This is a genomic window from Pseudoflavitalea sp. G-6-1-2, from assembly GCF_012927185.1.
In the GTDB taxonomy this organism is placed as follows: Bacteria; Bacteroidota; Bacteroidia; order Chitinophagales; family Chitinophagaceae; genus Pseudobacter.
This window is the reverse complement of record NZ_JABBGB010000002.1, coordinates 513416-527782: the sequence shown is the minus strand read 5'-3', so window position 1 is coordinate 527782 and position 14367 is coordinate 513416. Positions and strand designations below refer to the sequence as shown.

Annotated in this window: 13 protein-coding genes; 6 read left to right on the top strand and 7 right to left on the bottom strand. The window is 48.1% G+C overall.

Going from position 1 to position 14367, the window contains the following annotated elements; translation table 11 throughout:
* The first annotated feature begins 229 nt into the window (after window positions 1-229).
* The 3 genes from HHL16_RS11870 to HHL16_RS11860 all read left to right on the top strand — a co-directional run bounded on the left by HHL16_RS11870 (window position 230) and on the right by HHL16_RS11860 (window position 4395).
* Entirely contained in the window at window positions 230-1489 is a 1260-nt protein-coding gene (locus HHL16_RS11870; protein ID WP_206022398.1) for a DUF3472 domain-containing protein, read from the top strand.
* A gap of 277 nt (window positions 1490-1766) precedes the next feature.
* The gene (locus tag HHL16_RS11865) at window positions 1767-2147 is read left to right on the top strand and encodes a hypothetical protein (RefSeq protein WP_169425414.1); all 381 of its coding nucleotides are present in this window, start codon (window positions 1767-1769) and stop codon (window positions 2145-2147) included.
* Window positions 2148-2262: 115 nt separating this feature from the next.
* Window positions 2263-4395, top strand: a complete 2133-nt coding sequence (locus HHL16_RS11860; RefSeq protein ID WP_169425413.1) for an elongation factor G — start codon at window positions 2263-2265, stop codon at window positions 4393-4395.
* Between the two features lie 4 nt (window positions 4396-4399).
* Here the strand turns inward: HHL16_RS11860 and nhaA are convergent, their stop codons facing one another.
* The 5 genes from nhaA to HHL16_RS11835 all read right to left on the bottom strand — a co-directional run bounded on the left by nhaA (window position 4400) and on the right by HHL16_RS11835 (window position 10306).
* Entirely contained in the window at window positions 4400-5581 is a 1182-nt protein-coding gene (gene nhaA / locus HHL16_RS11855; protein ID WP_206022396.1) for a Na+/H+ antiporter NhaA, read from the bottom strand.
* Between the two features lie 4 nt (window positions 5582-5585).
* Window positions 5586-7223 (bottom strand): ATP-binding protein, encoded by a 1638-nt coding sequence (locus HHL16_RS11850; RefSeq protein ID WP_169425412.1) that lies wholly within the window; start codon window positions 7221-7223, stop codon window positions 5586-5588.
* Window positions 7224-7471: 248 nt separating this feature from the next.
* On the bottom strand, window positions 7472-8134 hold the full coding sequence (locus HHL16_RS11845) for a gluconate 2-dehydrogenase subunit 3 family protein (RefSeq protein WP_169425411.1): 663 nt from the start codon (window positions 8132-8134) through the stop codon (window positions 7472-7474).
* A 36-nt stretch (window positions 8135-8170) separates the two neighbouring features.
* Window positions 8171-9916 (bottom strand): GMC family oxidoreductase, encoded by a 1746-nt coding sequence (locus tag HHL16_RS11840; protein ID WP_169425410.1) that lies wholly within the window; start codon window positions 9914-9916, stop codon window positions 8171-8173.
* A 189-nt stretch (window positions 9917-10105) separates the two neighbouring features.
* A complete protein-coding gene (locus HHL16_RS11835; protein ID WP_169425409.1) occupies window positions 10106-10306 on the bottom strand; it encodes a dodecin family protein in 201 nt (66 codons plus the stop codon).
* A 172-nt stretch (window positions 10307-10478) separates the two neighbouring features.
* Here HHL16_RS11835 and HHL16_RS11830 point away from each other — a divergent pair, with 172 nt between their 5' ends.
* Complete coding sequence (locus tag HHL16_RS11830) at window positions 10479-10733, top strand: hypothetical protein (RefSeq protein WP_169425408.1); 255 nt, start codon at window positions 10479-10481, stop codon at window positions 10731-10733.
* A gap of 1 nt (window position 10734) precedes the next feature.
* Here the strand turns inward: HHL16_RS11830 and HHL16_RS11825 are convergent, their stop codons facing one another.
* Window positions 10735-11019 (bottom strand): hypothetical protein, encoded by a 285-nt coding sequence (locus tag HHL16_RS11825; protein WP_169425407.1) that lies wholly within the window; start codon window positions 11017-11019, stop codon window positions 10735-10737.
* A 132-nt stretch (window positions 11020-11151) separates the two neighbouring features.
* On the opposite strand from HHL16_RS11825, the gene HHL16_RS11820 reads away from it, so the two are divergent.
* Window positions 11152-11889, top strand: a complete 738-nt coding sequence (locus HHL16_RS11820) for a YgaP-like transmembrane domain (RefSeq protein WP_169425406.1) — start codon at window positions 11152-11154, stop codon at window positions 11887-11889.
* A gap of 9 nt (window positions 11890-11898) precedes the next feature.
* Here the strand turns inward: HHL16_RS11820 and HHL16_RS11815 are convergent, their stop codons facing one another.
* Entirely contained in the window at window positions 11899-12795 is an 897-nt protein-coding gene (locus HHL16_RS11815; protein WP_169425405.1) for a hypothetical protein, read from the bottom strand.
* A gap of 288 nt (window positions 12796-13083) precedes the next feature.
* Here HHL16_RS11815 and HHL16_RS11810 point away from each other — a divergent pair, with 288 nt between their 5' ends.
* Window positions 13084-14268 (top strand): acetyl-CoA C-acyltransferase, encoded by a 1185-nt coding sequence (locus HHL16_RS11810; RefSeq protein WP_169425404.1) that lies wholly within the window; start codon window positions 13084-13086, stop codon window positions 14266-14268.
* Window positions 14269-14367: the final 99 nt, after the last annotated feature.

Below are 14367 nucleotides of genomic sequence, written 5' to 3'. Positions count from 1 at the left end.
TTGATCTTAGCCAAAATGCTGAATCCACGAACCTCCGGGCAGGCCAGTTAGCAGCATCCTGCTGCGCAACCGTTTGTGCATCTTTTATTCAGATCCCGGCTTCTTCCGTTTACAAAGGTTGATAATTTCTAAATTGCATATCGCTGTTTCTTACACTAATACGCTGATTATGTTTGTGAAAGTGCCCATACTGGTTTCATTGTGCTTAACTGTCTTTTGTTCTTCAGTTATGAAAGCGGAACATCAGACGGGGAAAGGCTTGAGTGGTGTTGCTGCCGACACTGGCGTCACTGTTTCCTTAGCCGCCAACGCATGGCTTATACATGCAGCTCAGGGAGGTACAGAAGAAGTAAGTGAAACCGGACTTTCCAACTGGAGCAATCAACAAGCGGTATTCAGCGCTTTTATCCGCGTTAATCAACCGGGCATGCTGCAATTGTCCCTGCGGGCGAAAGTGCCATCCGGTGCAAGTAAAATAAAAGTCAGCGTGGCTGGTAAATCCGTTACATTGAATGCAAGCGGCAGCAGCTATCACAAAATAGCAGCAGGCAATTTCAACATCAGAGATACAGGTTACGTGCGTATCGATTTGCAAGGCATCAGCAAATCGGGAACTGTGTTTGCGGATGCAACAGATTTGTATGTCAGCGGATCTGCCGTCAACGAAAAATCAGTTTTTATCAAAGACGATATCTACTGGGCGCGTCGCGGTCCATCGGTGCATCTTGTATTTGATCCGCCAGCAGGAAAAAATATAGCCAGTTTCTATAGCGAGATCACTGTGCCGGCTGGCGAAGATCCCATCGGCAGCTATTACATGGCCAATGGATTCGGTGAAGGTTATTTCGGTATGCAGGTGAACAGCGCAACGGAAAGACGGGTGTTGTTTTCTGTGTGGAGTCCATTTGAAACAGATGATCCAAAGAGCATCCCAGACTCCATGAGAATCAGTTTGCTAAAGAAAGGAACGAATGTGAGAACAGGGGAATTCGGAGATGAAGGATCGGGCGGACAAAGCTATCTGGTGTTCGACTGGAAAGCAGGCAACACTTATCGTTTTCTCACTAATGCAAAACCAGACGACAAAGGCAATACAGTCTATACTTCGTGGTTCTTTGCTCCTGAGCTTGGAAACTGGCAGCTGATTGCCAGCTTCAAAAGACCAAAAACATCCACCTACCTCAGAAGCATGTATTCCTTTCTTGAGTGCTTCGATCCCAATGCAGGTTATCTGGGGCGCAAAGCCCTGTATGGCAATCAATGGATGCGCGATACCAATAATCAATGGCATCAAATCACTGCCATGCGTTTCAGCGCGGATGCTACAGCCAGAGCGGGGCGGCGACTCGATTATGCAGGTGGGGTAACCGGTCAGCAATTCTATCTGCAGAACTGTGGTTTCTTTTCAAAATATACACCGATCGGTGCGAAGTACAGCAGAACGGCAGTAGGGCAGGCACCTGTTATCGACTTTGATTCATTGCCTTAGCCGGATATCACACAGGCAATACCAGCAGCATGCGTCGTATGCCAGTTGCAGCAGGCATAAAAGTTCATATCCCGTGCATAATTTTCCCGTAACATTTGCGGTAATTACCCTCAAATTGTAGTAAATTAGAATAAGCTTACCTACCCATTTCATTCTTACTGAAATCACCATTGCAGCACACTCCAACATGAATGCGCTTTCCCCCTGCGCGCTGCAGATTTAATCCGGCCGTATCAGACTATCAGTTCTTTATTTCTTCATCTTAAATCTTTCTCCCATGGTTACTACTGATGTCGCACAGCTCTCCAAAGAATGCAATGCCTGGCGGGAGACATTGCGTTCTGAGAAACAATCCATCGCCAACCTCGATCTGGTTCTGCAGGAAATTGCCCGCCATCAATCGGGTGAAGACACGCTCATCGAGATCGATCACTACCACAATCAGTTCTACATTCAGCAACAGAACATTCACGATCTCAAGCATGCCATCCGGAATCATCACCAGCAGGTAGAAACAGAAACGCAGCTCCACAACGGACAGGTAAACGACGACACTATCACCGATCACGAACGTCTCTACGACGACTACCAGCATCTCGAACACACACTCAAAGACCTCAAAGACGAATTCACCGAATTTATCGACCGAAACAGGTAAATAAATAATTGCAGACCTGTCTGCAAACACATTCATCCTCTGCAATAGCCGGTGCGGAATTACATCGCATCTGCCTTACTGATCATTCCATTTTCCACCATAAAAATTTATTGCTATGCCAGAGTTTGATACCTCACACGTAAAAAACATTGTCTTGCTGGGCCATGCCGGCTCCGGCAAGACCACACTAGCGGAATGCATGCTCTTCGAAGCAGGCATACTCACACGCCGCGGTTCCATCTCCGAACGCAATACCACCGGAGATTATCACGAACTGGAGCAGGAGAGAACCAGCACCGTTTTCTCCAAATTGCTCCACTCCAAATGGCGGGGCTACAAAATAAACATACTCGATACGCCCGGTTATGACGATTTCACCGGAGAAGTAGTTTCTGCACTTCGCGTAGCCGATACCGGTATCATGCTGCTCAATGCAGTCAATGGTGTTGAAGTAGGTACCGATATCATCTGGAGTTATACAGAGGCTTTCAAAACACCGATGATATTCGCCGTGAACAAACTCGACGACGATAATGCCGATTTCGATGCCACCGTTGAAGAAGCTAAAATGCATTTCGGCCAGAAAGTAGTGGTAGTGCAGTATCCGCAACAGGTGGGCGTTGGCTTTCATGCCATCATCGATGTGCTGCGCATGACCATGTACAAATTCAAAGATGCAGGAGGCAAGCCCGAAAAGCTTCCCATTCCCGACGAAGAAAAAGAACGGGCCGACATGCTGCACAGGGAACTCGTAGAAGCTGTAGCCAGCAACGATGAATCCCTGATGGAAAAATATTTCGACAAAGGCGAACTCGATGAGGACGAAATGAAAGAAGGCATGAAACGCGCCATGATCAATCACGATCTCTTTCCGCTGTTCTGCCTTTCCGCCGAACGCAATATGGGAAGCGGGCGCATCATGGGCTTCATCGACAATGTATGTCCCAGCGCCAATGAAATGCCTCCGCAGAGAACGCGGAGCGGCGCTGAACTCAGTTGCGATGCATCCGGACCAGCCTGCATCTTCGTTTACAAAACAGTTACAGAGCCGCATGTAGGCGAACTCAGTTTCTTCAAAGTGTATTCAGGCACCATTCGCAGCGGTATGGAGTTGGTGAACGAAAGCACCGGAGTTTCCGAAAAACTCAATCAGCTCTTTGTAGTGGAAGGCAATAAACGCAGCAACGTAAATGAACTGGCTGCCGGTGATATCGGTGCCACACTAAAGCTGAAGAACACACACGTTAACAATACACTGCACGAAAAAGGAAAGAACATAGAACTGGAACCCATCGTGTTCCCCGGTTCCAATATGAGCATGGCCATCGAGTCGCTGAAGAAAGGGGAGGAAGAAAAATTGTCGATCGCGTTGCATCAGTTGCTCGAAGAAGATCCTACCGTGCACATAGAGTTTTCGCAGGAACTGAAGCAGACCATCATTCATTGCATGGGCGAACTGCATCTGAGTGTTATCCGCTGGAAGCTGGAGCATGTGCATGGTGTGGAAGTGAAGTTCGTTCGTCCACGCATTCCTTATCGCGAAACCATCCGCAAAATGGCAGAGAGCACTTATCGTCATAAAAAACAATCGGGTGGGGCCGGACAATTCGGAGAAGTGTACATGCGCATCGAGCCCTGGCACGAGGGTATGCCCGATCCAAAAGGACTCAACGTGCGTGCGCGTGAAGAGTTTCCGCTCGATTGGGGAGGCAAGCTCGTATTCTACAATTGCATCGTGGGAGGCGCTATCGATACACGTTTTCTGCCGTCGATACTGAAAGGGGTGATGGAGAAAATGCACGAAGGTCCGCTTACAGGCTCTTATGTGCGCGACGTGCGCGTGAGTGTGTACGATGGAAAGATGCATCCGGTAGATTCCAACGATATATCGTTCAAGATTGCCGGACTGATGGCCTTCAAGCAAGCGTTTCAGGAAGCAGATCCGCAGATACTGGAACCCATCTATCATGTGGAAGTGCTTTGTCCGGATGATCTCACCGGCTCCGTGATCGGCGATCTTCAGACCAGAAGAGCCATCGTGGAAGGTATGGATGCAGAAGGACATTTCACCAAAGTGATAGCCAATGTGCCGCTCTCCGAGATGCACGATTATTCATCTTCTCTTCGTTCCATCACACAAGGGCGCGCCAAGTTTGGAATGAAGTTCAAAGAATACCAGACAGTGCCTTTTGAAATTCAGAAGAAACTGCAGGAAGATTATATGAAACTGGCGAAGGAAGAAGTGTAAAGCATCACTCGTTCGCAGCATTGCGTTTGCAAAGCATTTTCAGGAAAAAGAAACCTGCAATGCCGGCAATTACGGATGCACTCAGCACCGCAATCTTTGAATTTACAATGGTTGCGGCATCATCGAACGCAAGTAAGGTGATGAAGATGCTCATGGTAAAACCGATGCCTGCGAGAATGCCTGCGCCGGCGATATGTTTCCAGTTGAGTTCTCCGGGCAGCCTGCTGATGCGCAGTTTGATGGCGGCAAAACAGAAGAGCAATATGCCGATGGGTTTGCCGAGTATCAGGCCGCTCATGATGCCCAGCGTGTTTCTGGAAGAGAATCCTTTCTGCCATCCCGGTTCGAACACGATGCCGGTATTGGCCAGTGCAAAAATGGGCAGTATGATAAATGCCACCGGCATATGCAGAAAATGCTGCAGCCGGTAGGAAGGAGATTTTTCGCTTCCATCACCAAAGGGCAATGCGAATGCCAGCAGAATGCCCGAGATGGTGGCGTGCACTCCCGATTGCAGCATGCAGTACCACATCACTACGCCGGGAATCAGATACAGCGCCAGGTTGCGCAGTTTAAGCCTGTTGAAAATTATCAGCAATCCGAAGATGCCCATAGCCATTCCGAAGTATGCCAGTGAAAATCCTTTTGTATAAAATACGGCGATCACAATGATGGCGCCGAGATCGTCGATGATGGCGAGGGCCGCCAGAAATATTTTGAGCGATGGCGGCACTCTGTTGCCGAGCAGACTCAATATGCCCAATGCAAAAGCAATATCGGTAGCCATCGGAATGCCGATGCCTGCCTGCTCTGCTGTACCATGATTGAGTATGAAGTGAAAGAGGGCAGGAGTGAGCATGCCGCCCAGCGCTGCGAACACCGGCAGCAGTGCATTGCGTACGCTGGAGAGTTCGCCTGCGTAGAGTTCGCGTTCTATCTCCAGGCCGATCATGAGGAAGAAAATAGCCATCAGTCCATCGTTCACCCAATATTCCACAGGGTGATGCATATCGAAATTGCCTATACTGAATCCGATGTTCTGATGCCAGAAGTGAAGATAGTCCGCTCCGAATGATGAGTTGGCAATCACTATCGACAACACGGTACATCCTATCAATACCATTCCTCCTGTTTTCTCACTGTGAAAAAAGTGATTGAACAGTTTCGTCAGCTTTATTCTCCGCATGTCTTTAATTTTCGTCCTGTAATCCAAACGGCAGCTCTGCTATCGTAAAAAAGAAAGTGCTGCCTTTGCCGGGTGTTGATTCCACCCAGATTTCTCCGCCGTGCAATTCTACGATTTTTTTGCAATGTGCCAGTCCGATGCCGGATCCTTCATAGTCTTTGCGGTTGTGCAGTCGCTGGAAGATGATGAAGATCCTGTCCCGGTGCTGCTGATCGATGCCAATGCCATTGTCGCTTACAGCAAATCTCCAGAATCCCGGCGTATTGCTGATGCTGATATTTACTTCGGGCACTGCACCCGGTTTTTTGAATTTGATGGCGTTGCTGATCAGGTTTTGGAATAGGAGTTTGAGTTCTGTGGGATATGCGTAGAGAACAGGCAGGTCGTCTGCTTTGACCACGGCTTTGTTCTCGCGGATGTTCTGATTCATATCTGCCAGCACTTCGTGCAGGAGAATATTGCAGTCTGCTTTAACGAATGCAATGGCTCTTCCGATGCGTGAATAATCGAGCAGATCTTTGATGAGTGTTTTCATGCGGTCCGATGCCTGCACAATGTAAGCAAGGTAACGGTCTGCATTCTCATCGAGCCTGCCCTGATATTGCTTGCGCAGCAGGCCTACGAAACCTGAAACTGTTTTGAGCGGTTCCTGCAGATCGTGCGAAGCTACGTAAGCGAATTGTTCCAGTTCTTTATTCTTGCGTTCGAGTTCTGCAGTGCGGAGCTCCACTGTTTTTTCGAGGTTGACGTTATTGTCTTTGATCTCGTTCTGCAATTGTTCGAGTTCACTGGCCATGGTGTTGAACTTGTGTGCCAGTGTTCCGATCTCATCTTTGGAGAATACTTTGGCTTTAACGCTGAAGTCTCCTTTGGCTACGGCATCTGCGGAATCGAAGATGGCATCGAGGCCCCGCGAAATGCTCCGGCTTACCACTATTGCCAGTATCAGTCCGGTTGCTTCTACGGTGAGGGCAATGCCCAACAGTATTTTGAGAATGAGTTTTTCGAGCCAGCGCGAACCCTCTCCCAACTGATAGCTGAACTCGTCTTCGTATTTGGTTACAACGGCATTGAGCGCTTCGATCTCGTCGAAGATGGCATTGGTGCGTGCCTGCGTGTTTTGCGGATCGATAATGGCCTCGTGCAGTTTGTCTCCCAGTATGATGAAATGCGGGATGGTGCTGTCTGCACCGATCCATGCATGTATGGCTTTATCGATATAGTAGTTCCAGTAAAAACGGCTGAAGAGATTCACCATTCCCTGTACATCATCGGGGTGATTGCGGCCTTCGATGAACCCGCGTTTGATGGTTTCGAAATTGCGTTCATCCTTGGGTTTGCCCAGTTCTACCAGCGCGGCATGGTCGCCGAGCGGCACACGAAGAAATTGCTTGAATTTTGCAAATTCGGTTTCGTCTTTGGTACGTGCATAGTTGATGAGCGTATACATCGCATCTTTCTGCGATTTAGACCAGAGGGCTTCACCATTTACATAGGCCCGAACAGATGATAGTGTGTGGATGGAAAAGGCCAGAGCAGCCAGTTCAATAGCGATCAGTGTGGCCATGATGCCAACAGTGAAATAGAGCTTCGTTTTAATTGACACATCCCTGAACCAACGTATGGGGGAAAATCGTTTCATAGGTCAATCAGTGTGTTGTTTTAACCTGGGTTGACAGAAAGGTATGGAAATTAAATGAAATATTTTAACGGTGAAGGTACAGAATGAAATGGGCTGAACAAATCGTTTTGATATCGTTAGGGTTCATTTTATCGCGAAAAAATTGTGCGAATAGTGCGAATTGTTGCGGGGATGGGTATGGATGAAATTCATAAAATACTAAAGCCCGCTGTAGGAGCGGGCTTCAGGGTATTTTTAGCAGAACAGGCTCAGTATTGGGCGCATTCTTTCATTTCTTTTTCCGTGTAGGCCATACCGTATTGTTTCAATACGTCGTCGGGTACTCCGTTCCATGCGTTGGGTTTATTGCCTGCATAGCCGATATCGTTACAGCCCATTTCGGTGGTGTAGAATCCGCTGGCAGTTAGGTTGCGCATGAGATTGAAGAAGGCTACACCCTGTGCCATTTCGGGTTTGGCTTTGGCAGGATAGGCGATATCGTCTACCACTTCGATGCGTTGCTTCTCATCACAATCAACAAACGATTTGTTGAATCTTTTGAGGCACTGCATTTCGAGCCAGCGAAGTCCGCCGCGCATCGGTATCTGGTGCTGAGGCATCTCCTTCACAATGTATTCGATGAAATCGGGTACTTTGGCTTCGGAAGCGCTGCCGCTTACTTCGTCCTTTGGAATAATGATATCTGCCAGTACAGTGATGGTGGCCATCTCCGCTGCTGTGAAAAACGTTTTGGACGTGATCTCTTTGTATCGCTCTGTTTCTTCGGGCGTTCGGTCTAAGGTACTGGCGCCGTCGGATGCAGGTTTTGCTTTTTCATCCTTCTTCTTATCATCCTTACAGGCTACTTCAAGCAATACACCGGCAGAGATGGTGCCCACGGCCAGCGCTTTGAGTGATTTTCTTCTATCCATACAATTCGTTTATGGGTAATTGTGAGATGATAATTGTTAGAGTTGCTGTTTCTTCATCTGGTCCATGATGTATTCACTCGCGCGCATGGAGAGTGCAAGGATGGTCCAGGTGATATTTTTGTCGGCCTGACTTACGAACTGTCCGCCATCCACGCAGAACAGCGTTTTGCAATCGTGTGCCTGACTGAATTTGTTGAGCGCCGAATGTTTGGGATCGTTGCCCATGCGCACAGTGCCTGCTTCGTGAATGATGCGGCCCGGCGTTTCGATGCCGTAGTTGGTATCGGCTCCTGCAATGCCCCAGGTAATTACGGCACCCATCTGGTGCATAATTTCCTGAAAGGTCTCCTGCATATGTTTCGCCTGTTTGATCTCGTGCTCGCTCCATTTTACATCGAAGCGGAGTGCAGGGATACCGTATTTGTCCACTACATTGGGATCGATCTCACATTTGTTGTGTTCGTATGCGATGGCTTCACCACGACCCGCCATGCCGATGCTGGCGCCGTAGAAAAAGCGCATGTCTTCTTTGAGTGATTTGCCGTATCCGCCTGCTTCTTTCTTCTGGCCGTTAACGAGGTATTTGCCGTTGAGATTTTCGGTGCCCCATCCGAATCCGTATGCGGGCTGGCTCATGCCTCCCCAGTATTCGATATGGTAACCGCGGGGGAAATCGAGTTTCTTATTGTCGCCCCACCAGGGTGAGTATACGTGCAGACCGCCCACTCCGTCTTCGTTGTAGCGTTTGCGACCGAAGAGTTGTGGCAGTACGCCGCCCATTCCTACACCGGTAGAATCGTGCAGGTATTTGCCCACTACATCGCTGGAGTTGGCGATGCCATTGGGATGGCGTTGCGATTTTGAGTTGAGCATCAGACGTGCCGATTCGCAGGCGCTGGCTGCGAGTATCACTACACGGCCGCTTACTTCGTACTCCTGCAGATCGTTTTTGTTTACGTACGAGATGCCGGTGGCGAGTCCTTCTTTATTGGTGAGCACTTCGCGTGCCATAGCATTGGGGATCACATCCACATTGCCGGTAGCGATAGCGGGCTTTACCAGTACGGATGAAGAGGAGAAGTCGGCATACATCATGCTGCATGCGCGGCTGCACTGTCCGCAGTAAATGCAAACACCACGCTCCGGATTGCCTTCGATAGGTTTGGTAAGGATGCTGAGTCTCGATGGTATCACTGGAACACCAGCATTGCCTGCTGCTTTTTTTACGAAAAGCTCGTGCAGTCTGGGTTTGGGAGGAGGGAGGAAGTATCCGTCCGGATCATTCTCCAATCCTTCGTTGGTGCCGAAGATGCCGATGAGTTTATCTACGCGATCGTAAAATGGTTTTATTTCGTCGTATGTGAGGGGCCAGTCTTCACCAAGCCCGTCGATGCTTTTTCTTTTGAAGTCTTTGGGACCGAAGCGAAGTGAGATGCGGCCCCAGTGGTTGGTACGTCCGCCGAGCATGCGTGCTCTGAACCAATCCCATTCAGTGCCGCTGGCTTTGGTGTAGGGTTCGCCATCGATTTCCCATCCTCCGTAGCAGGCATCGAAATCGCCGAATGGACGTTGTTTGGTACTGGCTCCTCTTCGTGGAGAATCCCATGGGTTTTTGAATTGCGTTACATTGGTTTTTGGGTCGTACATCGGACCTGCTTCGATGAGGCAGACTTTCAAACCTGCCTTTGCCAGCATGTAAGTGGCCATTCCACCTCCGGCTCCTGAGCCTACAATTACAGCATCGTACTGCTTAGCATTTTTCTTGATCTGGAGATCTCCCATAGTGCAATTTGTTTGGGGTATTTGGTACTTATCGGAACATGATTTCGTAAATATAGGGAAAAGATGAGAAAATGCTGAAATCCGCGAACTAAATCAATTTAGCAAAGAAAACAGGAGGTAAAAAGAAAGGGATCTCAGGATGCCTCGCCGGCTCCGGAAATCCCTTTTCGGATGAAGGACGAACAACTGTTAATCAACCCTGAACGAAACCTTGCAGATTACGCCAAATGAGAAGATATTGCCATCCTTCACATGCGCCTTGATATCTTTCACATAAATGGAGTCGATATTCCTTACCGTTTTGGAAACTTCTGTGAGTGCATTTCTTACTGCATCGTCAATGCTCTTGTCGGATGAAGCGATCACTTCAATTACTTTTACGATAGGCATAGCTTTTCGGTTTTAATAGTTAAGTAAATGATGAAGCTTTTGACGGAGTGGGAGGGATGTGAAAACGGGGACTCTAAATCTACAATTTTTTGGGCAGAACCAGGGTATAAACAATTTTCTTTCAGATAGTTCGTTGTAAATGGACCAATTTCTCTGAAAACCCACTGACCCTATGAGCAATTTTACTCAAAACGACCAGGACTACCTGGCTGAAAGATTTCAAATACTGGAAAATCACATAGTTCACTCCAGTAAGATTGCACTCCTGAAAATTCAAAGCTGGAAGTTCGCGATGCGAACGCCTGAGGTAGGCAGCAATTACCAGCATGCAGCCGAAGCGATGGTGAGAGATTCCCTACTGTCTACAGTTCCCAATGCATATGTACTTTGCGAAGAAGGATACTATCTTAGTCCTACAGATAACTGATCTATTTGGCGTTCTTCGCTACCATTTTATCCATACCATGGCCGATAAAGTAGCCGGCTATTGCGCCTACGAGTGCGCCACCCAGCAGTAGGGTGCTGTTTGTTCCTCCGGCAAGGAAGGCGACCCCTACGCCGATAACGGCCAGAAATACTATCATGATAGTAACGGCACTCTTCTTCTTTGGATGACGGGCCGTTGCCTGTACTCCACTATTCGATGCATGGCTGTTTGCGCGTGGATGATAATGATGATGCGCATGTTTTTTTCTGTGTCGGCTGGTAGGCATTTTTTTCTTTAAAAGTTACAAATTATTGTCTGAAAAGTCAACCGGCTGCATGGCCGGTTTTTTTGTGCCTCTGTTGAAGGGAATTGGCGGGCAGCATTTTTGCTGGTACCCAATAAATAAAACTATGAGGTTATGAAGCATTCAACCAATTATCCGGCATGGCCGCTGGCACCGGAACAGGATATGGAACTCTCCTCCGAACAGTCAAGGGATACCCGGATGGAGCATGTGAAGAATGTAGGTGATACAGAAAGGGTTATTTCAGGTATCGCCGGAGGGCTGCTGCTGCTCAATGGAGTAGCAGGGATCCGGCACAGCGGATTGGGCGGTTTGCTGAAGGCCGCACTCGGCGGCTTTTTGTTGTACCGGGGCGCTTCGGGTAATTGTCCGGTATATTCCGCTATGGGCAAAACCGATCATGTGGTACGCAATACTGCCGTGAATATCCGCTGCCAGATTCTGGTTGAAAAAGACCGGAAACTGGTCTATGAATTCTGGCGTAAACTGGAGAACCTTCCCTTGTTTATGAAACATCTGGAAACTGTGCGCGAACACGATCGGATGCAATCTACCTGGACGGCCAATCTGCCCGGCTACGGTCGCCTTCAATGGGATGCCGTGATTGTGAAAGATGTGCCGGGGCATCTCATCGGCTGGCAATCCGAATCCTCCGCGCCACTCGAAAACGCAGGTAAAGTAGAGTTTATGGATGAAGGCCCCGGACGCTGCATCGTGAAAGTGGTGATCGTGTACAGACCACCTGCAGGCGATATCGGATTAGCCATTGCAAAATCGCTGACGCCAACTTTCCGGAAGCTGGTGAAAAAAGAAATCAAAGGTTTCAAACATAGTCTCGAAGAACTGCCGTAACCAGGCAACTTATTTCATCAATTCCAAATGCACTGTTCTTTTGATGGTAAAAGGAATGGTGGTTTGGCAATTGCTGTAATCCTTATTGCAGTTGACTTTCAGGCGAAGCGTGAGCCTGTTGTCCATTGTTGCACTGACCAATACTCCATCTTTCTTTCTGAGAATGCTTCTGATGATGAAAGTTTCGTTTCCGAAAAACACATTCACTTTTTCGCCTGTTGTTGGTTTTACCATCTGGAAATTATTAAGTGTATCGCCGGCAACAGGTGTTTGCATTTCAGGAAGAATAAATTGTAAACAATTGGAAGATGGTGGGAGAAAGCTTGTAATAATTACGGCTTCCTTATTATTTAACTCTTGAAGGGTGGTGGTTACATCAAGACAATCCTGTCCGGTGAGGATGTCTTTCCCATTAGAGAAATTCCCTTGTACAAAGTCTGGCTTTTTGTAGCGCTCACCAGCATGATGAAGTTTTCCTATGCCGAGCTTCGGACTAATGGCTACAAAAAAAGTATGGAAGTCGGTGATCTCACCGGTGAGGGATGGTTGTGTTATTGGAGGAAGCTCCAGTTTGCCCAAAGGGTGCAGTGAAATTTTATATACGGCTGTGTTGCCAAGATCTTCATAGGATCCTGCAGTGTCTTTGGGAGTGTATACTTTCTTTGTGGCCCACCAAACTTCTTCTGATGGAATTCCGGAGCTGTCCTCTTCAATCAGTTCGCATATAGCTTCAATGGTAGATTGCCATTTGCCGTTGTGTTCAACATTTGTGGTCATGCGGTACCTGTTGTTACCATTGCCTTTGTATTTTCGTTGAAGAAATTTGTCAGAAGTTTGCCGGGCCGCCAATGCAACAGGCAGGAATAGCAAAAGCAGCAGCACCCAGCATTGTTGAAGTTTATGCATCGATAAGGTTTATACCAAATCTACATAAGAAAGTCTTAATGTGGAAGCTTTGGAAGCCCGTTATCGAACAGCGATACGACTGGCGAAGCGAAGCCGACTGAGTTCTACAACCTACTATTCCCGGCGAGTCTATCCGGCGAAACAATTGCTGAACAGCGAACATCCAAGGCCTTTCCGGGTAATAAATATTTGTCCAGATGCGGCTAACAACTGTTAGTGGAATTTGTTATATTTGTACATCGTTACATTTCACCAAAAAACATCAAAAGCACTTATAAAGCTCTGTATATGAACAAACGCGAAGTGTATATTATTTCGGCTGTACGCACACCCATAGGCAGTTTCGGCGGAAAGCTGAAAGACTTTACTGCAACTCAATTGGGATCGATCGCCATCAAAGGCGCACTCGAAAAAGCCGGACTGAAACCCGAACAGGTTCAGGATGTGCTGATGGGATCTGTGATCCAGGCCAACCTCGGCCAGGCCCCTGCACGTCAGGCAGCAAAATATGCCGGTCTTCCCAACGAAGTGAACTGCACCACTGTGAACAAGGTTTGTGCAAGCGGCATGAAAGCCATCTCTCAGGCAGCACAAAGTATCATGCTCGGCGATGCAGACATTGTAATTGCCGGCGGTATGGAAAGCATGAGCAATGTACCTTTCTACGTAGAGAACCTGCGCTGGGGTAACAAATATGGCAACACCTCCATGATTGATGGTCTCGCAAAAGATGGCCTCACCGATGTATACGACGGCAAAGCCATGGGATTTGCAGCAGACTTCTGCGCAAAGGAATGTGGCATTACCCGCGAAGAGCAGGATACCTTCGCCACTGAAAGCTACAAGCGTTCGCAGGCAGCATGGGCGGCAGGAAAATTCAATGATGAAATTGTTCCTGTATCCATTCCGCAACGCAAGGGCGATCCGGAGATCTTTGCAAAAGACGAAGAACCATACAACGTTAAATTCGATAAGATACCCGAACTGAAACCAGCCTTCCAGAAAGAAGGAACAGTTACTGCCGCCAATGCATCGAACATGAACGACGGTGCAGCAGCGCTGGTGCTGATGAGCAAAGAAAAAGCGGATGAACTCGGACTGAAACCCATCGCCAAAGTGATCTCCTTTGCTGATGCAGAGCAGGCTCCGGAGTGGTTCACCACCACACCTGCAGTAGCAGTGCCCAAAGCCATTGCCAAAGCCGGACTGAAAATCGAAGACATCAGCTACTTCGAACTCAACGAAGCATTTTCTGTAGTAGGTATCGAAAACAGCAGACGCATGAAACTCGATCCCGCCAAAGTGAATGTGAACGGAGGTGCTGTAAGCATTGGTCACCCACTGGGAGCCAGCGGTGCGAGAATCATTGTAACACTCATCAATGTACTGAAACAGAACAAAGCCAAATACGGCGCAGCAGGTATCTGCAATGGCGGCGGCGGCGCAAGTGCAATGGTGATCGAGAATGTATAACTCAACTGATCATGAATAGAAAAGAGGATTGCTCATCAGGGGCAATCCTCTTTTCATTTACGCATATATCGGGTCGATGCCGGTCTCATCTTCCTTTTT

Excerpts from the sequence above, each read along its gene's own strand:
- HHL16_RS11870 (WP_206022398.1), top strand. The coding sequence starts at position 230 with ATGAAAGCGGAACATCAGACGGGGAAAGGCTTGAGTGGTGTTGCTGCC.
- HHL16_RS11865 (WP_169425414.1), top strand. The coding sequence starts at position 1,767 with ATGGTTACTACTGATGTCGCACAGCTCTCCAAAGAATGCAATGCCTGG.
- HHL16_RS11860 (WP_169425413.1), top strand. The coding sequence starts at position 2,263 with ATGCCAGAGTTTGATACCTCACACGTAAAAAACATTGTCTTGCTGGGC.
- nhaA (WP_206022396.1), bottom strand. The coding sequence starts at position 5,581 with ATGCGGAGAATAAAGCTGACGAAACTGTTCAATCACTTTTTTCACAGT.
- HHL16_RS11850 (WP_169425412.1), bottom strand. The coding sequence starts at position 7,223 with ATGAAACGATTTTCCCCCATACGTTGGTTCAGGGATGTGTCAATTAAA.
- HHL16_RS11845 (WP_169425411.1), bottom strand. The coding sequence starts at position 8,134 with ATGGATAGAAGAAAATCACTCAAAGCGCTGGCCGTGGGCACCATCTCT.
- HHL16_RS11840 (WP_169425410.1), bottom strand. The coding sequence starts at position 9,916 with ATGGGAGATCTCCAGATCAAGAAAAATGCTAAGCAGTACGATGCTGTA.
- HHL16_RS11835 (WP_169425409.1), bottom strand. The coding sequence starts at position 10,306 with ATGCCTATCGTAAAAGTAATTGAAGTGATCGCTTCATCCGACAAGAGC.
- HHL16_RS11830 (WP_169425408.1), top strand. The coding sequence starts at position 10,479 with ATGAGCAATTTTACTCAAAACGACCAGGACTACCTGGCTGAAAGATTT.
- HHL16_RS11825 (WP_169425407.1), bottom strand. The coding sequence starts at position 11,019 with ATGCCTACCAGCCGACACAGAAAAAAACATGCGCATCATCATTATCAT.
- HHL16_RS11820 (WP_169425406.1), top strand. The coding sequence starts at position 11,152 with ATGAAGCATTCAACCAATTATCCGGCATGGCCGCTGGCACCGGAACAG.
- HHL16_RS11815 (WP_169425405.1), bottom strand. The coding sequence starts at position 12,795 with ATGCATAAACTTCAACAATGCTGGGTGCTGCTGCTTTTGCTATTCCTG.
- HHL16_RS11810 (WP_169425404.1), top strand. The coding sequence starts at position 13,084 with ATGAACAAACGCGAAGTGTATATTATTTCGGCTGTACGCACACCCATA.